This is a genomic window from Gilliamella sp. W8145 (assembly GCF_016101145.1).
GTDB lineage: Bacteria > Pseudomonadota > Gammaproteobacteria > Enterobacterales > Orbaceae > Gilliamella > Gilliamella apis_A.
Genome location: NZ_JACFRC010000001.1, coordinates 257,176 through 283,014, shown reverse-complemented (window position 1 = coordinate 283,014; position 25,839 = coordinate 257,176). Strand labels below are relative to the sequence as shown.

At 33.6% G+C, this 25,839-nt stretch carries 20 protein-coding genes, 1 pseudogene and 1 riboswitch; of the genes and pseudogenes, 12 read left to right on the top strand and 9 right to left on the bottom strand.

Features of this window, described 5'->3' with window-relative positions:
• Positions 1-234: 234 nt before the first annotated feature.
• A riboswitch (PreQ1 riboswitch) is annotated at positions 235-280 on the top strand.
• Between the two features lie 3 nt (positions 281-283).
• Both queD and H3T80_RS01240 read left to right on the top strand, forming a co-directional pair.
• A complete protein-coding gene (gene queD, locus H3T80_RS01245; protein ID WP_198199413.1) occupies positions 284-712 on the top strand; it encodes a 6-carboxytetrahydropterin synthase QueD in 429 nt (142 codons plus the stop codon).
• Positions 709-1,323 (top strand): 7-carboxy-7-deazaguanine synthase QueE, encoded by a 615-nt coding sequence (locus tag H3T80_RS01240; RefSeq protein ID WP_110448185.1) that lies wholly within the window; start codon positions 709-711, stop codon positions 1,321-1,323. The genes queD and H3T80_RS01240 overlap by 4 nt, the downstream gene beginning before the upstream one ends.
• Positions 1,324-1,643: 320 nt before the next feature.
• On the opposite strand, the gene pgeF is transcribed toward H3T80_RS01240, so the two are convergent.
• Together pgeF and rluD are read right to left on the bottom strand one after the other, a co-directional pair.
• Positions 1,644-2,417: a peptidoglycan editing factor PgeF gene (gene pgeF / locus H3T80_RS01235; protein WP_370548246.1), complete on the bottom strand. Its 774-nt coding sequence runs from the start codon at positions 2,415-2,417 to the stop codon at positions 1,644-1,646.
• 8 nt (positions 2,418-2,425) lie between these two features.
• Positions 2,426-3,400, bottom strand: coding sequence for a 23S rRNA pseudouridine(1911/1915/1917) synthase RluD (gene rluD, locus H3T80_RS01230; protein WP_198199402.1), 975 nt, complete (start codon positions 3,398-3,400; stop codon positions 2,426-2,428).
• 93 nt (positions 3,401-3,493) lie between these two features.
• Between rluD and bamD the strand changes: the two are divergent.
• The 6 genes and pseudogenes from bamD to infA form a co-directional block, all read left to right on the top strand.
• Positions 3,494-4,216, top strand: a pseudogene (gene bamD, locus H3T80_RS01225) (outer membrane protein assembly factor BamD); the annotation flags it as partial.
• A 259-nt stretch (positions 4,217-4,475) separates the two neighbouring features.
• Positions 4,476-7,058, top strand: a complete 2,583-nt coding sequence (gene leuS / locus H3T80_RS01220) for a leucine--tRNA ligase (protein WP_198199388.1) — start codon at positions 4,476-4,478, stop codon at positions 7,056-7,058.
• A gap of 36 nt (positions 7,059-7,094) precedes the next feature.
• The gene (lptE, locus tag H3T80_RS01215) at positions 7,095-7,586 is read left to right on the top strand and encodes an LPS assembly lipoprotein LptE (protein WP_198199379.1); all 492 of its coding nucleotides are present in this window, start codon (positions 7,095-7,097) and stop codon (positions 7,584-7,586) included.
• 9 nt (positions 7,587-7,595) lie between these two features.
• On the top strand, positions 7,596-8,600 hold the full coding sequence (gene holA / locus H3T80_RS01210) for a DNA polymerase III subunit delta (RefSeq protein WP_198199377.1): 1,005 nt from the start codon (positions 7,596-7,598) through the stop codon (positions 8,598-8,600).
• Complete coding sequence (gene nadD / locus H3T80_RS01205) at positions 8,594-9,250, top strand: nicotinate-nucleotide adenylyltransferase (protein ID WP_198199370.1); 657 nt, start codon at positions 8,594-8,596, stop codon at positions 9,248-9,250. The genes holA and nadD overlap by 7 nt, the downstream gene beginning before the upstream one ends.
• A 235-nt stretch (positions 9,251-9,485) precedes the next feature.
• Entirely contained in the window at positions 9,486-9,704 is a 219-nt protein-coding gene (gene infA / locus H3T80_RS01200) for a translation initiation factor IF-1 (protein ID WP_025315083.1), read from the top strand.
• Between the two features lie 127 nt (positions 9,705-9,831).
• Here the strand turns inward: infA and H3T80_RS01195 are convergent, their stop codons facing one another.
• Positions 9,832-11,298 (bottom strand): amino acid permease, encoded by a 1,467-nt coding sequence (locus H3T80_RS01195; RefSeq protein WP_255520635.1) that lies wholly within the window; start codon positions 11,296-11,298, stop codon positions 9,832-9,834.
• A gap of 177 nt (positions 11,299-11,475) precedes the next feature.
• Positions 11,476-11,742 (bottom strand): YkgJ family cysteine cluster protein, encoded by a 267-nt coding sequence (locus tag H3T80_RS01190; protein ID WP_198199366.1) that lies wholly within the window; start codon positions 11,740-11,742, stop codon positions 11,476-11,478.
• 110 nt (positions 11,743-11,852) lie between these two features.
• Between H3T80_RS01190 and yeiP the strand changes: the two genes are divergently transcribed.
• The 4 genes from yeiP to H3T80_RS01170 all read left to right on the top strand — a co-directional run bounded on the left by yeiP (position 11,853) and on the right by H3T80_RS01170 (position 15,647).
• Entirely contained in the window at positions 11,853-12,425 is a 573-nt protein-coding gene (gene yeiP / locus H3T80_RS01185; protein ID WP_086359766.1) for an elongation factor P-like protein YeiP, read from the top strand.
• Positions 12,426-12,439: 14 nt separating this feature from the next.
• Positions 12,440-13,336 carry a tRNA 2-thiocytidine(32) synthetase TtcA gene (gene ttcA, locus H3T80_RS01180; RefSeq protein WP_086359765.1) on the top strand — a complete coding sequence of 299 codons (897 nt, stop codon included), beginning with the start codon at positions 12,440-12,442 and terminating at the stop codon, positions 13,334-13,336.
• 243 nt (positions 13,337-13,579) lie between these two features.
• On the top strand, positions 13,580-14,407 hold the full coding sequence (locus tag H3T80_RS01175; RefSeq protein WP_198199358.1) for an MBL fold metallo-hydrolase: 828 nt from the start codon (positions 13,580-13,582) through the stop codon (positions 14,405-14,407).
• A gap of 13 nt (positions 14,408-14,420) precedes the next feature.
• Positions 14,421-15,647 carry an MFS transporter gene (locus H3T80_RS01170; RefSeq protein ID WP_086359763.1) on the top strand — a complete coding sequence of 409 codons (1,227 nt, stop codon included), beginning with the start codon at positions 14,421-14,423 and terminating at the stop codon, positions 15,645-15,647.
• 47 nt (positions 15,648-15,694) lie between these two features.
• Here H3T80_RS01170 and H3T80_RS01165 read toward each other — a convergent pair whose 3' ends face one another.
• From H3T80_RS01165 to H3T80_RS01145, 5 genes are all read right to left on the bottom strand, one after another.
• The gene (locus H3T80_RS01165; protein WP_198199356.1) at positions 15,695-17,863 is read right to left on the bottom strand and encodes an extracellular solute-binding protein; all 2,169 of its coding nucleotides are present in this window, start codon (positions 17,861-17,863) and stop codon (positions 15,695-15,697) included.
• Positions 17,864-17,949: 86 nt separating this feature from the next.
• Positions 17,950-20,793 carry a bifunctional [glutamate--ammonia ligase]-adenylyl-L-tyrosine phosphorylase/[glutamate--ammonia-ligase] adenylyltransferase gene (glnE, locus tag H3T80_RS01160; RefSeq protein ID WP_198199349.1) on the bottom strand — a complete coding sequence of 948 codons (2,844 nt, stop codon included), beginning with the start codon at positions 20,791-20,793 and terminating at the stop codon, positions 17,950-17,952.
• Between the two features lie 309 nt (positions 20,794-21,102).
• On the bottom strand, positions 21,103-23,589 hold the full coding sequence (locus tag H3T80_RS12290; protein WP_198199347.1) for an autotransporter outer membrane beta-barrel domain-containing protein: 2,487 nt from the start codon (positions 23,587-23,589) through the stop codon (positions 21,103-21,105).
• 299 nt (positions 23,590-23,888) lie between these two features.
• A complete protein-coding gene (locus H3T80_RS01150) occupies positions 23,889-24,866 on the bottom strand; it encodes a hypothetical protein (RefSeq protein ID WP_198199345.1) in 978 nt (325 codons plus the stop codon).
• A gap of 8 nt (positions 24,867-24,874) precedes the next feature.
• Entirely contained in the window at positions 24,875-25,825 is a 951-nt protein-coding gene (locus H3T80_RS01145; RefSeq protein ID WP_198199343.1) for an inorganic triphosphatase, read from the bottom strand.
• Positions 25,826-25,839: the final 14 nt, after the last annotated feature.

Genomic DNA, 25,839 nt, shown 5'->3' with positions numbered 1-25,839 from the left:
TACACATTTAATCCATTTGCATAATCACTAAATGAGTGTGGAAGAATAAATTTCAAGAGCTGATTAACAATATTTTTGACGAATTTTTGCAATAAAATCGTTTATATTTTACTCGCGTCTTTATAAAAGATAAAGTAGTTTGAAAAACCAGCACTTAAGCAAAAATGTTTAGTAAATTTGGATGACACTCAAGCTTTTATCCTTTATATTAGCCACTTTATTTTGTTAGATTAGCTAACCGTGGTTCGTAATCCATCCCACGAAAAAAAACTAGGAAAGAAATATGTTTAAAATTGCTAAAGAGTTCCAGTTTGATGCTTGTCATATGTTGGATGGGCATAATGGAAAATGTCATAACCTACATGGTCATACCTACCGTTTGTTAGTCGAAATCAGCAATGAACTTATTACCAACGGTTCAAGTGCTGATATGGTGATGGATTATGCTGACATAAAATCAGTTGTAAAACAGCAAATTATCGACCAACTCGATCATGCTTATCTTTATAATCAAAATAATACTAATGAAAGGCAAATAGCTGAGCTTTTACAGCAAATGCAACGTAAAATTTTTGCTTTTCCTTGTCGCACTACTGCAGAAGGAATGAGTAAATTTATTTTTGACCACTTATCACAATTTCTACCCGTGTCGATGATTAAGCTTTGGGAAACCCCTACTTCTTACTGTGAGTATCATCGGAGCGAAAAATGATCGAATATCGTATTGTTGAAATCTTCGAATCTTTACAAGGCGAAGGTTATAACACTGGTATGCCAGCTATTTTTATTCGTTTTGCTGGCTGTAATTTAAATTGTAGTTGGTGTGATACTAATTTCCGCAAATTTCAACGTTTTACGTTAGAGCAAATAGTTGCAAAAGTTAAGCAATATAAAAGTAGCAATATTATCATTACCGGTGGTGAGCCCACAATGGTTAAAGAGTTATCTTCATTATTAACGCATTTAAAACAAGCTGGCTATTATATCGCTATTGAGAGTAATGGACTAGGTAAAGTAGATCCGCTGATTGATTATATTGCACTGAGTCCTAAATTTTGTTATCACCATCGTTATCAAAAAATTTTGCAACCAACAGCTAGTGAAATAAGAATTGTCGCAGAGAAACAGACGGGATTTATCGATTTTTGTTACTATATTGAGCAGCATATTCAAGCTAAGCGTTACTATTTGTCACCTTGCGAAGTCAATGGTGAGATGAATATGTTTGATACCATTGAGTTGTTAGGTAAGATTAATCATAAACGTATTGATAATAAATGGATGTTAAGCCTACAAACACATAAATTTGCCAATATTGAGTAATCTTTTACGATTAACAACTAAACATAAAAAATCAATCTTATCCATAAGTTAGGCTTTAATCTTTAATAAGATAGCGTTATTATTGACCAATATTTTTTTATTGATGATGGTGATGTTTTATCGTATTTTCGTCGGTTTATTATTCATATATGTTTATTCAGCGCATGGCAATGCTTGGGTTGAGTTTCATCATATTGATTGGGAAATGAGTTAACCGGCATATCAATTTTACCACTCTTCATTAGTCATTACGAAGAAGATAATGAATAGATATCTTAGTTAAATTTACAACAAGAGGCATGATAATTGTCACCGCTGGTTTAATTTTTCTCAAACCAGATCATTGTTGCCATTCTTCCGGTCTTGTTTTCTCGACGATATGAATAAAACAGATCTCGCTCACTATAGGTACAATAGTTACCACCATAAATTTGCTTAATTCCGATTGAGTTTAATCGCTGTTTGGCAATCATATAAAGATCTGCTAAATATTTTTGTTGTTTGGCATCAATTAGTTTAAATGCATGATGCGCATTTGCATCGTAAGCTTCAAACTGCTTTTTCACTTCACCACCTACTTCAAATTTTGTAGCGCTAATTGCTGGACCAAGCCAAACGATGATATCACTAGCCTTACAATAAAATTTCTTTGCCGTTTCTTCTAAAATACCATGACAAAGCCCACGCCAACCAGCATGAGCGGCGGCGACCTCATTGCCTTCAATTGAACAAAATAGTACAGGCATACAATCAGCCGTTAAGACAACACTAACTTGATTAACTTGCCGAGTATATGATCCATCAGCTTCAAATCGCTCACTACTACCAATTAATCCAGTTGCCGGCTGTAATTGAATTTCTGAAATATCAAGTACGGTTGTGCTATGGGTTTGATTTAGCCAATAAGGTTCGCTAGGAATTTTTTCAGCACTAATTATAAGACGACGATTTTCAACAATATCATTCAAATCATCACCAGTACGGCTACCTAAATTTAGGCTATCAAACGGCGTAGAACTCACACCACCGATGCGAGTTGTAGTAAAAGCACGAATATTTGTCGGTGCTGGCCAATAGGGATAAATTGATTTAATCATAACTATTACCAATCAAGTTCATCTTTATGAAGTTCTGTATCTGATTGTAACTCTTGTATTAATTTTTGCATATCCTCAGGTATTGGTGCATGCCATTCCATTAGTTCGCCAGTAATTGGATGATATAAACGTAACATAGTGGCATGTAAGGCTTGGCGATCAAAATCTCGCAGAGTTTGGATAAATGATTCGCTAGCGCCTTTCGGTGGCCGTGGTCGACCACCATAAAGAGGATCACCGACCAATGGATGCGCAATATGTGCCATATGTACACGAATTTGATGGGTACGCCCCGTTTCCAGTCTTAAACGTAATCGAGTATGTAGACGATATTTTTCCATTACTCGATAATGGGTTACTGCAGGCTTTCCAGTTGGAAAAACCGCCATATGGGTCCGTTTAGTTGGATGGCGAGTAATTGGTTGATCTACGGTTCCACCAGCAGTGATGATCCCCATAGCAACCGCTTCATACTCTCGAGTTATCTCACGAAGTTGTAATGATTCAACTAAATGAGTTTGTGCTTCAATGGTTTTAGCAACAACCATTAAACCTGTTGTATCTTTATCTAGACGGTGAACAATACCTGCTCTTGGCACCCTTGAGATATCTGGATAGTGATAAAGTAGTGCGTTCAATACAGTACCATTTGGATTCCCCGCTCCAGGATGAACAACTAAATCTCGTGGTTTATTAATGACCAAAATATGATCATCTTCATAAACAATATTAAGTTTTATATCTTCTGGTTGATGATAGGTTTCTTCTTCAATTTCAACTTCAATGGATATTTTTTCACCACCAAGTACTTTATCTTTAGGTTTATTTACAATATTACTGTTCACTAATACTTTATTATTTATAATCCATTCTTTAATTCTTGACCTAGAATAATCAGGAAAAAGCTCGGACAAAGCCTGATCCAATCGCATTCCAAGCTGAGTTTGTTCGATTTCAGATGTTAGTTTTAACTTGTGCATGTGTAATTTATCTATTTTAAGCTGTTATGTTTTAGAGTATTATATACCAATCATCGCCTTTAATGTTTAATTATATTTTGGATTGAAAACTGAATGAAATTGCGTCTACAAACTGTGTTAGCTATCGCTTTAAGTAGCATGCTAATTGGCTGTACAAGTACAAAGCATGATGTTGAAAATGTGCCAGAGATTGAGCTCCACAATAAAGCTAAAACAGAGCTTGAGAGTGGAAATATCAAATCCAGTATTAGTGTTTTAGAGGCTATCGATAAAAATTATCCATTTGGACCTTATTCACAACAAGTTCAATTAGATTTAATTTATGCCTACTATAAAACAGCGGATTATCCACTAGCCATTGCATCAATTGACCGCTTTTTGAAATTGAACCCAACGCACCCAAATATCGATTGGGTTATTTACATGCGCGGAATTTCTAATATGGCGCAGAATGATAATACAATTCAGGGGTGGTTTAATGTCGATCGTTCAGATCGTGATCCTGAGTTTGCCATGGCTGCATTTAAAGATTTTACTTATTTGGTAGCTAGTTTTCCAAATAGTAGTTATGCAGCTGATGCCAAAAAGCGTTTAGTATTTTTGAAAAACCGTATCGCTCGTCATGAGTTAAAAGTATCGCAATACTACACTAAACGTGGTGCATATGTTGCCGTGATTAATCGGGTTACCCAAATGTTAGCCTTATTCCCTGATACTGATTCTACTAAGAGCGCTCTATTATTAATGCGCGATGCTTACAATGAATTAGGTTTAGTTGATGAAAGTCAAAAAGTTGATCAACTTATTCAGGCCAATTTGGAAAACATACCAAAAGAAGAACAAAAATCATTCTTCTCCAAATTTACTAGTGTCTTCAATGGTGGCTAAATTATTTACTAAGCGGGCATAACCCGCTTTTTTTATGCTTTTTACTAATGCACAATATCCGAATTACATCTTTTAATTCCTAATAAATCAATCTTACAATTCACATAACGTTTGTAAAACACTTCAATAACCAATACAATTAGCAAATTATTTTTATTAGCAATAATAGATAGGACATTAATTCGTCATGCAAGAACAATATCGCCCAGATGAAATTGAAGCCAAAGTACAAAAACATTGGCAAGAAGACAAAACATTCCACGTTACTGAAGACCCATCTAAAGAGAAGTATTACTGTCTGTCGATGCTTCCATACCCTTCAGGTCGTTTACATCTTGGTCATGTCCGAAATTACACTATCGGTGACACTATTTCACGCTATCAACGTTTGAATGGTAAAAATGTATTACAACCAATCGGTTGGGATGCATTTGGTTTACCAGCCGAAGGCGCAGCAGTTAAAAATAATACAGCGCCAGCCAAATGGACTTATGAAAATATTGCTTACATGAAGAAGCAATTACAGCTACTTGGTTTTGGTTATGATTGGGATCGTGAAGTAACAACTTGCCGTCCTGAGTATTACAAATGGGAACAATGGTTCTTTACCAAACTATTTGAAAAAGGTTTAGTTTATAAAAAAACTTCAGCTGTTAACTGGTGTCCAAACGACCAGACTGTATTAGCTAACGAACAAGTGGTTGAGGGGTGTTGTTGGCGCTGTAATACACCGGTGGAGCGTAAAGAAATTCCACAATGGTTTATCAAAATCACTGAATATGCAGATGAGTTATTGAATGATTTAGATACCCTTGAAAGCTGGCCAGAACAAGTCAAAACAATGCAACGAAATTGGATTGGTCGTTCTGAAGGTGTAGAGTTTGATTTTGCCGTTGAAAACTATAGCGATAAGTTACGTGTTTATACTACTCGTCCTGATACTTTAATGGGTGTAAGTTTTGTTTCGGTAGCTGCGGAACATCCACTTGCTCAATTAGCTGCACAAAATAATCCAAAAATTGCTGACTTTATTGCTGAATGCAAAACGACTAAAACCGCTGAAGCCGACATGGCAACAATGGAAAAGAAAGGTATGGCAACAGGATTTTTTGCTATCCATCCATTAACTGGTGCAAAAGTTCCAGTTTGGATTGCTAACTTTGTATTAATTGAATACGGCACAGGAGCGGTGATGGCGGTGCCTGGTCATGATGAACGTGATTATGAGTTTGCATCAAAATATAATCTACCAATTAAACCTGTTATTTTAACACAAGATGATCAAGCACCTGATCTATCACAGCAAGCTTATACTGAACATGGTAAATTATTTAATTCTGGTGAGTTTGACGGCCTGAATATTGAACAAGCCTTCAATGCTATCGCAGATAAACTTATTGCATTAGGTATTGGTAATCGTAAAGTAAATTATCGTTTACGTGATTGGGGCGTCTCTCGTCAACGTTATTGGGGTGCACCAATTCCCATGGTGACACTTGAAGATGGCACAACAATCCCAACACCAGAAGATCAATTGCCAGTCATTTTACCAGAAAATGTTGAAATGAATGGCATTACTAGTCCGATTAAAGCAGATCCTAATTGGGCAAAAACGATGGTTAATGGTCAACCGGCACTGCGTGAAACAGATACTTTTGATACCTTTATGGAATCGTCTTGGTATTATGCACGCTACACCTGTCCTCATTACGACAAAGGTATGTTAGATGAAAATGCGGCAAACTATTGGTTGCCTGTTGATCAATACGTCGGTGGTATTGAACATGCAATCATGCATTTACTTTATTTTAGATTCTTCCATAAATTAATGCGTGATTTTGGTTTAGTAAAATCAGACGAACCAGCTAAACGCTTGTTGTGCCAAGGTATGGTTTTAGCTGATGCGTTCTATTACACCAGCCCTACCAACGAACGTATTTGGGTTTCACCAACTGAAGTCACTATTGAACGTGATGACAAAGGTCGTATTGCTAAAGCCACAGATAGTAAAGGTAATGAACTTGTTCATGCTGGTATGACTAAGATGTCTAAATCAAAAAACAATGGTATCGATCCACAAGAGATGGTTGAAAAATATGGTGCTGATACCGTTAGATTATTTATGATGTTTGCCTCTCCAGCTGATATGACGCTTGAATGGCAAGAATCTGGTGTGGAAGGTGCGAATCGATTTATTAAACGTGTATGGCGTTTAGTATATGAACATGCTCAACTAGGTAAAACAACAACTCTTGATCTATCTAAATTGACAGCCGATCAAAAAGCGTTACGTCGTGAACTACATAAAACGATTGCTAAAGTCAGTGATGATATTGGTCGCCGTCAAACCTTCAATACAGCAATTGCAGCAGTAATGGAATTTATGAACCGCTTACAAAAAGCGCCACAAGATACAGAGCAAGACCGTGCATTAATGAATGAATCATTAAATGCAGTTGTAAGATTACTTTATCCTATGATGCCTCACGCTTGTTTCGTTATGTGGCAGGCATTAGGTCATAGTGAAACCATTGATAATGCATCTTGGCCTACTGCTGATGAATCGGCAATGGTTGAGGATGAAAAATTAATTGTTGTACAAATCAATGGTAAAGTGCGTGGTAAATTTACCGTTCCTGCAGATGCCGAACAAGATTTTGTAGTCGAACAAGCTAAACAAGAGCCAAACATTCAAAAATATTTAACTGATACGACAATTCGTAAGGTTATTTATGTGCCTGGCAAATTATTGAATCTAGTTGTTGGTTAATAATGTTGAATAACTAAGAGATAGGTGATGATACCAATGAAAAAATATTTGGCTTTGATGTTATTGACAATATCGTTGTCTGGATGCGGTTTTCATTTGCAATATGAACCTGAGGTTCCTACTCGCTTTAAGACACTGTCTTATGAAAGTGGTGATCCATACGGTCGATTGTCAAGGGATGTGAAAGAGTTACTACGCGATAATAAAGTTACATTAGTTAATAGCAATAATAAAGCTAAATATCCGTCATTGCGTATAGTCACAGATTCATTGGATAAAAACACTATATCAATCTATCAAGATGGTAAAGCAGCAGAATATCAGTTAGTATTGACAGTTCAAGCGCAAGTTGTCATTGCTGGTGAACAAATTCATCCAATTAACGTTCGCATATTCCGTACCTTCTTTGATAATCCAGCAGCAGCATTAGCTAAGACAGTAGAACAAAATTTGATTGAGGATGAAATGTATAAGCAAGCAGCTAAAGAGCTCATTCGTAAATTAAAATCAGTTGATGCAGCAAACTAACGACTTGTTATGATTAAAATTAGTGCTGAAAAAATAACCCAGCAATTAGGATCGCCTTATTATTTGATTTTAGGTAGCGATCCTTATCTGCAACATTATGCACAAACTGAATTACGTAATGCTTTTAAACAAGCTCAATATGACGAACAACTTTCTTTCACAATCAATAGCCAAACAGACTGGTCGGCAATGTATGATAGTTGCCAAGCAATGAATCTATTTTCAAGCAAAACTTTACTCTGTATAGATATTGGTGAAGGTGTGTTAAATGTTTCAGTGGCAGCAAAATTAAACACATTATGTGAAATGTTGACCCCTGAGATTGGCTTGATAATTAGTCTAGTGAAGATTACTAAGACCCAAGAAAATGCATTATGGTACAAAGCGTTATCTGACAAGTTAGTGGTAGTGAATTGTTCAACACCTGAAGCAGCACAATTACCACAATGGATCAAAAGCTATTTACAACAAATGCAAATAGCTATTGAATCTCCAGCGATCGAGCTACTTAGTTATTACTATGAAGGTAATTTGTTGGCATTAACGCAAATTATTGAGCAATTAAATTTACTCTATCCAAATCAAACTATTTCTTATGAACAAGTTGAGTTGAATATTAATGATTCAGCGATATTTACGCCTTTCCATTGGATTGATGCAATGCTTTCCAATAAAGCAAAACGTGCAATACATGTTTTACAACAGCTTAAAATGAATGATTTTGAGCCGTTAATATTGATGCGGATCATTCAACGTGAATTGATTTTGTTGATCAATTTAAAATTAGCTTTAAGCGAGAAATCACCTCGTCAAGTTTTTGATGAATACAGAGTCTGGCAAAATAGAAGAAGCATGTATAGCTCTTATTTGAATCGTTTGGATATCAAAGCATTATTTGCACTACTGGCGACATTAACCGATATTGAAATTAGCCTAAAACATAATAATGATTTACCTATCTGGGATGCACTATTGAGTTTAACTATGCAGTTTATGGGGTTAAATAAGTGTTAACAGCGTTATTTGGTGGAACCTTTGATCCAATCCATTATGGGCATTTACGCCCAGCTTTAGCCTTAGCCAAAGAGTTGGGATTAACTAAAATTAATCTATTACCTAACCGTATTCCGCCTCATAAACCACAACCAGAGGCCAATACAGAGCAACGTTTAGCTATGTTGCAGTTGGCTATAGCGGATTATTCTCTATTTTCAGTTGATACTCGAGAATTAGAACCAAAGCTAATTAATCAGCCCTCTTTTACCATTGATACTCTCAAATCATGGCGTCAACAAAATGGTACTCAGCAAAGTTTAGCTTTTATAATGGGACAAGATTCTTTGCTTAGTTTACCAACATGGAAAGAGTGGCAAAAATTACTCGATTATTGTCATTTGCTAATATGTAAACGACCAGGTTATGCTCAAACACCCTGTGATAGCAAGCTACAACAATGGATTAATCAACACCAAACTCAAGATAGTCAAACATTACATCAATGTCCTAATGGCTATATTTACTTTGCTAATACACCACTTGAAGCAATTTCGGCAACAGAAATCCGGCAAAATATTAATAATCAACAAAGCTGTGAAAAGTTATTATCGCCTAAAGTTTGGCAATATATACATGAAAATAGGCTCTATAATGCAAAGAAATGTTAGAAATGACTTTACATCTGAGAGTTTTTTCGGCATTATTTCGCCGCTATATTTAGATAATTTGAATATAGCTGTTCTGTGTTTATACTCAAATCAATCACTTTGTCTAGACCCAAAAACATTTTGGTAATTTAGTTGAGTTGGATTAATTCGCTTTTCTAGTTAATCGTAAAGAAAATGAGAATGATATTTATTAATTTGAGTGTATTTAATTTGTATTTAATATTAAGAGGCCCCAATGGCAAAAGAAGATAACATTGAAATGCAAGGTACTATTCTTGATACTCTTCCAAACACGATGTTTCGTGTTGAACTTGAAAACGGTCATGTTGTTACTGCACACATTTCTGGAAAGATGAGAAAGAACTATATTCGAATTCTAACTGGCGATAAAGTAACGGTAGAAATGACACCTTACGATCTTTCAAAAGCACGTATCATATTCCGTAGTCGTTAATATCGTTATCACGCTTGTTGTTTTACATTATTAACTAATGAGTTGATTAGTTATTTTCTCTTTTTTAATACAATTCCGTCGACTAAAGTCGACGGATGTACAAGTCATAATTTAGGTTATTTCCTAATTAATCCATTTGAGAAAAATCCATTTGCTCATACTTTATCCATTTAGTCTTTTTAATGATTTTATAACCGAAGTAAATCGAAAGAAATAATGGAATACCGATGTAAGTGGCAATGACACCGTTCCAATCAATGGTTTCTTGTAAAAATGCTTCGTAATTTTGCCCTAATGTTATCGTCAAACAAAGTATAAAGGCAAAAATAGGACCAAATGGAAAACAACTTGAACGATATGGTAATTTATTGAGATCACGACCTTGCGCTATGTAGCCTTTTCTAAAACGATAATGACTGATAGCAATACCAAGCCAAGCAATAAATCCTGTCATACCTGACATATTAAGTAACCATAAATAAACTTCCTGATCTTTGTATAGTGAGGTCAAGAAGCAAAGCATAGCAACCAATGTTGTCGCAAATAATGCCATATCAGGTACACCTGATGAAGATAATCGTCCAAAGATCTTCGGCGCTTTACCTTCTTTAGCTAAAGCATATAGCATTCGGGTTGAAGCGTATAAACCTGAGTTACCTGCAGAAAGTACTGAAGTTAAAATAACTGCATTCATAATAGCTGCTGCAGATAATAATCCAGCATGCTGAAAAACTAAAGTAAATGGACTAACACTGATATCAGTTTCATCATTACGTAGTAAGTTAGGATCAGTATATGGAATGATTAAACTAATAACTAAAATTGCAAAAATATAAAATAATAGTATTCGCCAAAAGACTTGTTTCATTGCTTTTGGAATGTTTTTTTCTGGATCTCTTGATTCTCCTGCAGCGATACCAATTAGTTCAGTACCTTGGAATGAGAAACCAACGACCATCGCAACACCAATCATTGAAGCAAAACCTCCAACAAATGGAGCATCACCAACTTGCCAGTTTTGCCAACCAGCAGTTTCAGCGCCTTTTAAAATACCAATAATCATTAATAAACCAACTACTATAAATAAAATCACAGTGACGACTTTAATTAATGAAAACCAAAATTCTGCTTCACCAAACCCTTTCACAGAAACATAGTTTAAGCAAAAGATAATACTTAGGAATAACAGGCTCCATAACCAACTATAAGCCCCAGCATCGAACCAATAGGAGATCACCAATTGAGCAGCAACTAAGTCAACAGCAACCGTTATTGCCCAGTTATACCAATAGTTCCAGCCAATAGCGAAACCAAATGCTTCATCTACATAGCGTGCCCCATAGGTCGCAAAAGTGCCAGAAACCGGAAGATAAGCAGCAAGCTCCCCCAAACTAGTCATTAAAAAGTAAACCATTATGCCGATAATGGCATAAGAAAGCAGTGCACCACCAGGACCAGCTTGTGCAACAGTAGCGCCTGAAGCGACAAATAACCCAGTTCCGATGGAGCCACCAATGGCTATCATCGCTAAATGACGGGCTTTTAAATCACGCTTTAATTTATTATTCATATTAATTTTCTTCTTGTTAAACAGATTCTAAATATTTTAGTTACTACCTTATGCTTAATATCTAGGTTAGTAACTGATTTAAAATAATTTATTACGATATTTATCATTAGCTGATAAATTGTGGTGAAGTGTATCAAAAAAAATTATATGCGAGATAAATAATTCTAATAATCCGTCTGATATGTTAAATATTAGCAATACTTAGCAGCTAGTTAACTGTTCTAATTGAGTTAAATAATCCATCGCTTGATCACGATTTGTGCCACACATTTCAAAACAAGGTTTTAAACGACCACAGACTAAAGGTCTATTAGTATTACCAAATAATTTACACTGAAAATTCTCGTCTAAATGAAAACAGGCCATTCCGGCTGGTTTTCCATTCGGCATACTAGGTATAGCAGATGAAATTGATGGCGCAATACAACATGCACCACAGTTTTTACGGCATTTGAATGAATCAGTCATTAGTTTAGAGGAAATTGTCGTTGTTTTATAAAATTTATTGGTGACAATAGCAAGTTAAGGGTAAAATAGCGAGCTATATTTTTAACTCTATTAAATATGAAGAAAGTATTATGGCTAAAGCAAATGAAATAAAACGTGGTGATGCAGTCACATACAATGGCAAACTATTATTAGTGAAAGAGATTGATGTTCAAAGTCCTAGTGCACGTGGAGCAAGCACCCTTTATAAAATGCGTTTTACCGATGTAAAATCTGGTGGCAAAGTTGAAGAACGTTTTAAAGGAGATGATATTTTAGATACTATCGAACTATTTCGACGTCCGGTAAGTTTTTCTTATATTGATGGTGACGAATATGTATTTATGGATAATGAAGACTATACGCCATTTATTTTTAAGAAAGATCAAATTGAAGAAGAACTGTTATTTATTCCAGATGGTGGAATGGATGGTATTCAGGTGCTAATGGCTGAAAGTGAAGTTGTTGCTTTAGAACTACCACAAACAGTTGAACTAGAAATTATTGAAACTTCCCCAAGTATCAAAGGTGCTTCAGCAAGTGCACGAACAAAACCCGCAACACTATCAACGGGTCTAGTCATTCAAGTACCAGAATATATTGATAACCACGAAAGAGTTAAAATTCATATCGCAGAACGCCGATATATGAGTCGAGCGGAATAATCTATTAAATCGTGATGAATACATACAACCAAAATAAATTACATAAACGATTGCGACGTCTTACTGGTGAAGCTATCGCTGACTTTAACATGATCGAGGAAGGCGATCGTATAATGGTCTGCTTATCAGGCGGTAAAGACAGTTATACATTGCTGGACATTCTTATCAATTTAAAAATCAGCGCTCCAGTACAATTTGAATTAGTCGCAGTTAATTTAGACCAAAAACAACCTGGTTTTCCTGAGCATGTCTTACCTGAATATCTTGAGTCGTTAGGTATTGAATATAAAATTGTCCAAGAAAATACTTATGGCATTGTCAAAGAAAAAATTCCAGAAGGTAAAACAACCTGTTCTCTCTGTTCTAGACTTCGACGTGGTATTTTATATCGTACTGCAACTGAACTTGGTGCAACAAAAATAGCTCTAGGACATCACCGAGATGACATTTTAGAAACACTATTTTTAAACATGTTTTATGGAGGCAAACTTAAAGCCATGCCACCTAAATTGATGAATGATTCAGGTGAACACATTATTATTCGACCTCTTGCATATTGTAAAGAAAAAGACATTGCAAAATATGCTGAAATAAAACAATTTCCTATCATTCCATGTAATCTTTGTGGCTCACAACCTAATTTGCAACGGCAAGTAATCAAAGAAATGCTAAATGATTGGGATAAAAAATTTCCTGGTCGTATCGAAACCATGTTTCGCGCTACACAAAATATTACTCTTTCTCATTTATGCGATACTAATCTTTACGATTTTAAAGGGATTAAGAAAGGTGATATTGATATCAATGGTGGCGATTTAGCCTTTGACCGTGAAGAATTACCCCCTACAGTCGGATTTGATGCGTCAGAACTCGACGAACAGGATCTAATTCTATGGAAAGAGGCTAACTAAAATTACCCTCCAGCATCTAAACTCTTTTATTATCGGCGATAAACAATATCGTCGATAATTATTTAATATTAAAACAATAACCTATTTTATAGAAACTTTGATCCTGCTCACGAATTAACAAAAAAAAATACCATTTTTGTTGTGGTTATTATGACATTAAAATAAAATTGAAACGTTCCAATTTTTGCTAACTTAATGCTAAAACTAGCATAAAAACAATCTAATTATAGATAGGAGAACAATGTGAAACTACAGTTTTTGGGTACTGCCGCCTCTGAAGGTATCCCAAATCCTTTTTGTAAATGTGATATTTGTGAAAAATCTCGCCAACAAAAAGGTAAAAATATAAGAACTCGAAGTTCGATTCTTATTGATGATATTATGCAAATTGATTTTGCCCCTGAGTATAGCTATCAAGTAATGAGAGAAAACATTGACGTTACTAAAATAAAGGACTTATTGTTTACTCATACTCACCCTGACCATTTTAATGTTGGCGATCTGTTTAGTCGTATGGTGGACTATGGATTTAATATCGATCATCCGCTGTATATTTATGGCAATGATATTGCAATAAATGGTTGCTTAAATGTTTTACCTGGATATAGTCCTGAGCGTTTTGTATTTAATTTAGTGGTTCCATTTCAAACTGTTGTGACATCAGCTGGTTATACCGTTACTGCATTGTTGGCTAATCATGCTAAATGGGAATTTTGTTTTATTTATTTAATCGAGAAAGATGGTAAAACCTTACTCCACGGACATGATTCGGGTTATTTTCCTGAGCTAACTTGGCAATGGTTGAAAAATAGCGGTAAAAAAATTGATATGGCAATTTTCGAGTGTACTTACGGCTATAAACAAAATGATAAAACCAATAATCACATGAGTATTGAAACTGTTATTGCAGCTCAAAAACGCATGTTAGAAGAAGGTATTTTTGATTCCAATACTCAACTTATCACTTCTCATCACTCCCATAGTAGTGGCTTCATGCATGATGAATTAGTTGAAATATTTAAACCTTATAATATTCAAGTAGCCTATGATGGCTTAACGAAGATGATTTAATACGGAGCAATATATGTTTAAAATACCACGTTTACTGGTAATGATGTTTTTACAATATTTTGTGCAAGGCGCATGGAATATGGTTATCGGTGCAGTACTTGCTGCTTATGGATTAAAAGAAATTGTTGGTTCTACTTATTCAGTTTTAGGAATTGCAACCATCATTTCGCCACTTTTTATTGGTATGATTGCCGATAGATTCATCGCATCTCAAAAAGTGATGGGAATATTACACATTCTTAATGCTGGTGTTTTATTTATCATTCCTAACTTTGTTGAAAGTGGCAATATTGTCGGCTTTTTAATAATGATATTTATTGTTGGCTTATTATTCTATCCAACAACGGCTTTAGCAAATAGCGTAAGCTTTAGGCATATAGATGGTGTGCGTTGGTTCCCAATTATTCGTGTATTTGGTACTATCGGCTTTATGATAGTAGGATTAATTCTTGGCTACACTGGTTTTTCAAGTTCAATCAATTCATTTTTACTTGCTTCCGGTGCTTCTGTGGTTTACGGCATTTATTGTTTCACTTTACCAAATACACCACCAACCAGTCGAAATAAAAAATTCTCAATTCGAGATGCCATGTGTTTAGATGCCTTATCTCTTTTTAAAGATAAATATTTCACTATATTCATGCTTTCTACCTTTATCTTAATGATCACTAAAACTGCATATAGTGCTTATTTACCCGTTTATTTGCCTGTATTAGGATTAGAACCAGCGTCAATGATGCAAATTGCTATTGCTACAGAAGTGCTATTTATGTTCCTTTTATCTTTCCTATTAGGTCGCTTTGGGTTTAAAAAGATCATCTTATTCGGTGCAATTTGTTGGATAATTCGTAGTATGATGCTATCGTTAGCCGCAACGTCAGACGGTAATATGTTCTTCTATATTATTGGCACTTTATTGTTACAAGGTATTTGTTGGGATTTCTTCTTTACCGCTGGCGATATTTATGTTGATAAAAAAGCTGGCCCAGAAATCAAAGCTCAGGCTCAAGGCTTACGTTTTATTGTTTCTAATGGCTTTGGTGTATTCATGGCGGCATCGGTATGTGGATTTATCAATAATCGTGTTGTTACTGAAAAAACATTACCTAATGCTGGACCTCAATGGCAAGAGTTTTGGATCTATCCAGCTGTAGTTGCAGCAATTGTTGCGGTAGGTTTCTGGTACTTCTTTAGAGACAAAGATGTCATCATGACACCTAAAAAAGTAGAATCAGAATAATTCATTCACAGTTAACGATAAAAAGTTACGTAAACTATGGCTAATAATTATTTATTAGCCATAGTTTTTTCTATCTCAACATTAATCAACTCTATGATTTGCATTGAACTATATTGATTAGTTATCCACTGTGTTAAATATTTGCCAATAATGTTTTCAATCAATCTTAAATTAATCGCATTACCAGTCATACTATTTTCCCGAATACCATTAGTGTATTGTTGTTGTACCACAGGTAACCATGGATAACTCTTAATAATTCTATGATTTTGAAAAATAGATTTTTGTGCCGTGGCGCCACCAAGTAATGCTATTTGTTCACTGATTTCATTAGAATAAAGCCAATCAAAAAAGATTTTAACTTGTTTATCTTTTTGACTATATTTCGACATACCAAGTGATCCACCACCAAATAAAGATTTTCGACCAGGTACTTTTGCATATCCAACTAAAGGTAAAATATTACGATGATTGATATAACTAAATAAATTCATATAAACAATTAACATTGCAAGTTGGCCTTGTTCAAATAAATTTACTGATTCTTGCCACCAAGGTGATTGTATATTTCTTGCTACCTTTATAAATGATTGCAACTGATTTAAAGTATTAAGAGCAATAGTCTTGTTTAAGCCTAATTTATTGCCATTAATTAATTTACCACCTTGAGCATAATAACGAACTAAAAACTCTGATGCAATGAGTTCATAATTGCCTAAAGTAATGCAACTGCCAAATTCTACTTGTGATTCAGGATTGTGTTGTCGACTAAAAAATTGTGCAATTTGATCAAATTCAGTAAAATTTTTAGGAACATTTAGTTGTTGTCGATACCTTTCAAAATAAGCTCGTTTACTTAATGGGTCATTAAATAAATCTTTACGATAAAAAAGCATCTGTACACTTGGGTCAAAAGGAATCGCATAAGCAATATTATTTACATAACTAAAGCGTTCGATGAGTTCTAGTGGGTATTTTGCCAATAAATGATCGAAGTCGATTGCTAATTTTGATAAAGGTTTAAATACTGACGGTGCAAACCAAGGTAATCCAGCCATATCTATTCGAATAATATCGATCTCTTGATGCTGATTAAGTTGATTCAAAATATGATAAATTTCGTCGAAGGGCTTAATAATTAAATTAACATTAATACCATACATTTTCTTAAAATGAGGGAGTAATTTTTTGACCGCTTGTGTTGATGGACTTGGTAAGATTAGAAAATTAATGGTTTCATTATGTTTAGTTTTATTTGCTGAATTTGAATCAGGTAATAATGAAAAGCCTTTATTATCGATATTGGTTACAGTTTCTCCCTCTACCAATTTCATAATTTGTTCACTTAATATGCCATAGTTCATATGGTATTGATAGATATTGTCTTCATAATAAAAACTATTGTTCGTTAAAGTATAAATTGGTGGGCAGTCTTGTTGACTACCAAAATAATTCGCATTACGGACGAAATGAGCCCGCTCCATATCCATGGTAATAATGGCATCATACTTTGTCTGTTCATCGGCAAAAAAACTAAATGCTAAATTATAAGTACCGTTAGATGGCTTGGAAGCTATATTATTCAATAGGACTGAATAATTATGTTTTTTAAACTGGCTTTGTAAACCTTTTTTAAAGGATTGAGAATGAGTATGATGTTCTGAATTACTAAATAATCCAATTCGATGATACGATTCGTTGATCAACTCATTAGCAATGTCTTGCCCAGCTTTCTCATAATCTAGTGAAATAAATTGTAATGCAGATAAAGGCTTTCTATAAACAAAAATTATTTTCTCTTTTGGCAACTTAATTTTTTGATAATATTCACTAGCGTCAGATAATGAGCTAACAACTATAACAGCATAATCTCGTTTAACAGCCACCTTTTGAATTAATTGTAACTCAAGATCTTTTGAATCATAGGTTAGATAAAGTGACAACTCATAACCAAGCCGATTAGCTTGATTAAACAAACCATCATATAAATTACTATATTGTTCAGACGTAATATTGGGTAGTATCACCGAAATAGATTTAGTTGTACCTTCTTTTAAATTTTTAGCAGATAAATTAATTTGATAACCTAACCGTTGAATGGCTTGTTCAACCAATTTAATTTTTTTTACACTAACATTACCTCGATCATTAAGTACGTTTGAAACAGTTCCATGAGATACGCCGGCAAGTTTTGCAATATCTTTGATTGTCGCCATTAAGTTATAGACTCCATTAAATTTATTCAGCAATCAAATCGAAATTATTGATCAATAATAAAAATATTTTAGTGATTGGCTAAATACTATTTAAGCCAATTTAACCAACTTTGATTCACAATCTGTTTTTCTAATTTGAAGTATGAATCATCAACTGTACTCGGTAAAAGTTGTAATGATAATTGATGGATTTCATTGCGCATATCAATATAAGCTTTAGTTAACTGTTCAGCTTCTTGGCTATCCATGATTTGATAATTTGCCGCTAATTCTAAAATCCTTACGTTATCACTCCATGTTGTCATTTTAGGATATTGATGAGCATAGTTAAGTACCAGATATTGGGATAAGAATTCAATATCACCAATGCCACCTTCATCAATTTTCAAATTAAATCGATGTTGCTCAGTTGTACCTAAATGGGTCCGCATCTTTTCGCGCATCTCTCTAACTTCGGTTTTTAATACCTTTTCTTCACGAGGTTTACATAAAACATCATGCCTAATTTGGTTGAAGCGTTTAATCAGTTCTATCTCACCATATACAGCTCTAGCTCGGACTAATGCTTGGTGTTCCCATGTCCAAGCTTCATGCATTTGATAGTCATAAAAAGCATTTAAACTACAAGCTAATAAACCTGCATCACCTTGTGGACGTAAACGAACATCAACTTCATAAAGAATTCCAAAGCTGGTGCGAACATTGAAGAGATGAATAATCCTTTGTACTAATCGTAAATAAAATTGGCGACTATCAATTTGTTTATCACCATTAGTTATGCTATCTACAGGGCAATCATGAAGAAACACCAGATCTAAATCTGAACCATAACCCAATTCCCAACCACCTAATTTGCCATAAGCGATAATAACCAATCCTTTTTGATTGTCAGTTAAATGTGTAGGTTTACCATAACGTGCGACCATTTGATTCCATGCCATTTGTACAACAAAATCAATTAGTGATTCTGCAACATAGGTCAAATGATCGCTTACCTTCATAGTATTTAATACCTGCTCAACATCAGCAGCCGCTATATGCAATAATTGCATTTGCTTAAATTGTCTTAGTGCTTCAAGTTGTTGTTCTTCATCATCAACCTCAATACGAAGTAAGTATTGATACAGTTCACTCTTATATTCATTTGGTGAAACAGTTTGATAAAGGGAGTTAATATCTATTAGTTCATCTAACAAAATTGGATAATGAGCTAGTTGCTCACTTATCATTGGCGAGGCACTACATAAACGAATTAACTGCTTCAATGCTGTTGGATATTCAAGGAGTAATTCTAAATAAGTTGTTCGGCTAACAATATTAACTAATAAATGTAAGATTCGTGATAATAGTACTAATGTGTTTTTATCAGTACAAACCAACTCCAATAATCGTGGCATCAATTGGTCAAGTATTTCACGACCTCGTACTCCAATTGTTCGTTTACCAATATCATCACGAAACTGACAAAGCATTTGATATAATTTTTCAGCATCATCATGTGAGTAAGAAGTCAGTACTGAGGTAACATCACTTAATTGCAAATCTGGCACCCAAAGATCATCAAATTGTTCATTGTATTGCTTAGAATTAGATACTGATTCAGATGTATCTTCACCGATAAGTTGATTAAATACTTGTCGATTAAATTGCATTCTTTTAGCAAGATCAAATTCAAATTCATACCAATCATTAAAGTTCATACTAGTGGCAATACGAATTCGATCCAGCTCATCGTCTGGCAATGCTTGTGTTTGCTCGTCATGTATAGCTTGAAGTAAATTCTCACAACGACGTAAAAACAAATAATTTTCTCGCAAAGTGTCTACTTCATTCACGCTAAGTAACGATTCTTGTTCTATTACTTGTAAGGCGGTTAACAAAGAGCGAGTTTGTAGGCCCACAACGCGCCCACCACGTATAAGTTGAAAAACTTGTACAATAAATTCAATTTCACGAATACCACCAGCACCAAGTTTGATATTGTTAGTCAAGCCTCGACGCCGAACTTCACGCTCTATCATGCTTTTCATATTTCGTAATGACTGCAATACACTGAAATCAATATAACGGCGGTAAACAAATGGTTTTAACATTTGGTAAAGCTCTTTGGTGTAGGGTTCTTGCTGATCACCAAGTATTTTTGCTTTTACCATAGCATAACGTTCCCAGTCTCTTCCCTGCTCTTGATAATAATCTTCCATAGCAGAAAAACTTAAAACCAACGGACCGCCATCACCAAGCGGACGTAAACGCATATCAACGCGGTAGACAAAACCATCTTCAGTAATTTGGTCTAGTGTTTTAATTAATCGTTGCCCTAAACGAGTAAAAAACACAGCATTATCTAATTCTCGTCTCCCACCTTGAGTTTGTCCATGTTCAGGGTAGGTAAAGATAAGATCAATATCTGATGAAAAATTCAGTTCACCACCACCTAATTTTCCCATGCCTAAAATAAGTAAAGGTTGTGCTTGCCCTTGTAAATTACATGGAGTCCCCCATTCTTTACAACTAAGCTCATAAAGCCAATCACGTGCGGTGATAATAATCACTTCAGCTAGCTGCGTAAGTTGTAATAAAATTTGCTCATCATTACTTGTTTGGGTTAATTGTGACCATTCAAGCCTTACCAGAATATAGCGCCTAAATAATCTTAATACTTTCATTAGAGCTAATTCATCAAATACTGATGCTAGTCTTTCATTTAACCATTGTTGATAGAAACATCTTTCATCAGCTTGAGGGGGATGAGTAATAATATCTGTCAGCCACTCGGGAAATCGATAAAAAGCATCAATCAGAAAATCACTTTGTAGCAAAATATTAAGGTTATCAAGTACTTCTTTTGAATCACATTGTGACAATTGAGATATAATCTTTTCTTTTTGCTGAGCAATTAATGGTGAAACTAACGAGCTTGGCTGGGACATAATAAGCACTCACTTAAAATATTTTATATATTGATAAAATCACCTAATTAAATATTATAAATGACTTTTTACATACCGATATCTTTTTATTGAACTATATTGTAAAAAATCATCTCAATTGTTTTCATGCAATGAGTTAATTAGTTAATAAGCATGGTTAATATGAATAGGGTACAATCAATTTAGAGTAATAATATTTATTCTAAAAAAATAATTTAACCAATTAATTAAAATAAAAAAAGTGACTGTATTTGCAAGTCACTTTATATTAGTAAATAATTTTTGTGTTAACAAATAAACAACAATTCATTATGAGAAGCTATATCGGTACCCCATGTTAACTTGTTTTTGATCAAATTTATTGCCCAGAGAATAAACCACATCAGCATAAATATTATGATGATTATTAAATTGCATATTAACACCAATCCCGTTATCCCACCAATTGCCAGCAAAATCATATTTTTCTTTTGCTATATGGTTAAATACATAAGATGTTTGGCCAGCAAACTCTTTCACATAGCCTGTTTTTAGATATACATCAATAATGTTATTATCTTGTGAAAAGTTGTTACCTATGATAATGCTTGCTCGACTAAGTAATGAATTGTAACTGTTTAATTCGGTAATTAAACCATTAGTTGCTTTAATTACCGTGCTACCCTGACGGGAATAGGTTAGTTGTGTTTGTGGTTCAATATACCAACCTTGATTTGAATTCAATGCAGGGGAAAGGTAGAATCGTTGCCCAACTTCTATTCCTATTGAAAGACCATTAGTATTACCATTACCTTTTACTAAATATCCACCTCCAGTAGTTGTATTAAATTTATTCTTCATTATCATATATTTGGCTAAAGCATCGATATACAATCCAGATTGATCTAAAATGGTACCATAGATTGCTGCATAGTAGCCTGTTGTGTTTCCATCACCTACATGATGATCGATATTTCCTCGACTATAACCGCCCATAAATCCATAATATACATCCTGCCTGTTATCTTCTATTCTTCTATCTATACCGAGCTGTAAACCATAATAATTCATAGCAAAATCAGACAAACGATTATCATTAAACGAGCTTAATTTACCACTATAAATATGCCCCCAAGCATCTCCAGCAACTGTTTCATTTCTGCGAAGTTTTCCCATTCGTTGATGTAAAGTTTGCATTTCTATGTAACTAAGCAAATAATTTGAATTAAGAATATTAGCTGCATTTTGAGCAGTATTTGTTAAATGAGGCTTACTTGGTTTTATAGGATTAGCTGATTCCGAATTTTTTGCTGACAATACCCAATCTTCTGAGCCATTATTACGTTCGTTAGTAACTTTAGTTAATTTATTAAATTGATACGGACCAATATCAATTGATGGGGAAATTAAGTTAAAGTTAGCGCCACCACCTTCAGTTTCAACTAAAGTAATTTTTTCATTACCATTAACCATCGCGGAACCAGTATAATCATCTTTAATTGAAATATTATGCTCCCCTGTCGCTTGCAAAGATCCGGTAATTTTAATTAAATCATTAGCAAAATTATTGCCTAATGATGTCCGTAATTCAAATAATCCATTGCCAGATAATGAGTTTGCAGTTAAAAGCATGCTATTTATACCGTTAAGATTGTTGATCCTATTTGCTGTTTCATAATCGTAACCAAAACTAATTTTAGCATTATTATTTAATATTAAAGAATCAATATATGAACTATCTGTCATTCGCCATTGGCTTTGACTACCTGTCATTGTAACGTTGATATTACCTTTTTCTTCGAGAGTATTATTATGAGCATTATTGATTGCAGTTAATAAAAGCGAACCATCAGTTAAATCAAGATCGATTTGCCCTTTATCTTTAGCATAAATATCCCCTTTTATATATGATTTTCCTTGAACAGTTACTTGACCTGTATTCGCATATATGGCTTTATGGCTGTTATGATTAACCGAGACAATGTTATTAGTATTTGTACCACTATTGATAGATATTTTACCGGCACTTTGTTTCATTTCAATCGCGTTTCCATTGGCGGTTATTACATCTAATCCATTATTAAAATTAATAACACTGTCAGCATTAGGATTAGCACCAGCTTGTTGTAGTGCTGCAACTCCAACGGAGTAATCCCCATTCATATTAATCGTTACTTTATCATTAAAATTTAAATTTATACCAATAGCATTAGGATTATTGTTGAGTAGAGATAAAATACCATAACTACTATTTCCTATGGACTGAATAACTACTTCGCCATCAAAGTTCCCTTCAGTTTTAATTGTGTCTGAACCATTGTAGGCTCGAATTCCAATAAAACTGTGATTTGATACACCGGTACCATTTATTATTAATTTTTTTGCAAAATTGCCTTTACCGCCACTGGCCAAATATATTCCAGTTCCATCTTGAACTTTTAAGCGAATATCACTTAAAACATCAACTTTTCCACCAGAATGAGCATGAATATTAAATGCGCTATTATAGTTACCCGTTCCATTCGTTTGGATAACAAACTCATCCAATCCTGTATCAATAGTTATTGTTTTGCCAGCAACTTGCGACTTAATAGCCGATATTTTATTTTTTGCTAAATTGATATGTGGTAGTGAACTATTAGTTAAATTTTGAATAACAATATCATCAGTTGTAACTACAATACCTTTGTCAGTGTATTCCCCAATATTATCAGCATCAATGATGGTTAAGGCATTTGAAAAATGAGATGTGACTAGACAAGACCCAAAAGTTAATTTGACCAATAGGTTAATTTTATCTGAATTGCGTTTAAGCACAAAAACTCCATATTTATTATAATTTCTATTCATTAGATTATTAAACTCAATGTGCACAATAAAAAACTAATTAATTGTTATACTTGAATTTTAAGATAATGATAAAATAACAAAAATAGATCATGAATGTCTATGCTAATTGCTTGATTATATGAGTGAATAGCGTTTTTTTGTACTAAAACGAAAAAAATGGCGAATCTTAATGAAATATAACCTAAATTTTGGTTATTTATCATCAGATTGATATAGGTTTACTTTGAGAGGGAAAAAGCCAAACAAATTTATTCTATTATAGAATCTTAATTTTCCTTTTTTGAATCAAAAAAAAGTTTTGCCATAGTTCTAACCATTAGGCTACTTACAATAAATAACATCACTATTATTACCCAACAACAGGTAATCAATGTTGGAGTATTAGGTAAACTATAATATATTTGTAAAAATTCAAACATTCTGATACAAATAAAAATAATAAATACAAGCAATATACAGTTTAAGATAAAGGTACTTAGCGAACTAATAATTAGCCTTGTTAGGTTTAAACTTTCTGTTACCCCTTTAAAGCATCTTCTTAACAAAAAATAACCCAGCAAATTAGTAATTAATAAAAATATAATCAAAATACCTAATTCTATAATAATGCTATATGAACTGTAATCAATATATCTATCAAGCACAAAAAATGAAATAAATAAAGTGATAAAGTAACAATTATAAAGTGAAATAAATACGCCAAGATGTAACTTTTGACTTTCAATTTGCGTTAATCCACTATCATTATGTATATATTTGTAATTAAGAAATTTAACACTAAAAAAAGTTAAAATTGTTATGAAAAGATAACTTATCACTACTTTTGTACAGTTAAATATGTCGATTATAGAAATAAAATATATATCTATACCTGCATATTGCTGATCAATAAACATCCACTTATTAATATAAGTCCGATAAAACCATCTTCCTACTATTTCACTCAAGACAATTAATATGGCTATAATGAAAGTATTAATAATATTTTTTCGATTGATTATATTAATAGAATATTTATTCAATAAAACGATGGCAACAATAAAAAGTATAATTGAATTCGGTAATTGTAAATAGAAGTTAACTGAAAGTCGTTGAATAATTTCTTTACTTATCTGAAAAAATGTCAAATCAGATGCAGTAAAATAATTATTAATTACAATGAAATAGGCTGTAAACAAAACAATATTTACAAGCCAATAAAATAAAACAAATAATAAAGGTAATTTGAATAACGTTTTTTTCATTTTTATAACTATTTTTTATCCGCTTTATTTATTTCAGTAATTAACATGAGTTTTACTTTTGTATTGATTTCACTATAAGCAAAATTTTCGACCAAGTCGATATATGGAATGGCTGTTTGCCAATGATGAAATTCAGGTCCTATTGACAAGTTTTGGCTAATTAGCATTTCATTTATTTGAGTTACTAGCTGTTGATAATAGGTTAAATCATTATTTTCTAACGCATATTCTTCATGCTGTTGCCAAAAATCTAACACGCTTGATAAATCATGTAGCTTTGTCACAGAAATCATAGTTGGCGTAAAAGATAAGTTGTTTAATAAACGATAACCACGAGAAGCTTTACTTTGCGAAAATAAATGTAAATGGAATCGGCTTAATTCAATAGCAAAATTAATTAAATCCAATTTATTACCCTGTTTTATTTCGAGCTCAATCTCTTGAATAGGTATCAATTTTCCGTTTGAGGTAATTTGGCCTTGATCTAATGCCACTTCTATTTCACTATTCGCAAATGAAATTAACCAAGTTTGACGTTTAAAGTTAGTAGTAAACAGAGGGATTATTTCTTGTTGTAACAATTTTATATCACAATTAGCTGGTAATGCTCCTTTTGGTAACACACTCAAATCAAGCTTATCATCAGGAAGCGATTCATTAAACTCAATTCGTTCGTGTAATCCTCCGACAGATTTCCCTTTTGATTTTAATGTCATTTCAAAATGCTTACCGTTAGCATCTTCGCTTATTCTAACTCGTAAACCACAACCATTGTGACGTAGAAAATAATCTTCGCTATCATAATAAGTATTAATCAAATTTAATTGATTAACTAGTGTTCTTGATCCTTGCGAAGAAAATTCTGCTTCATCACAACATACCCATTGATTTAAATAAAGTTGCAGCTCTGCTATATCAGCTTGATTAATCTGAAACTTTAATTCAATTTCATTACTCATTCGTCTGTTTTTTA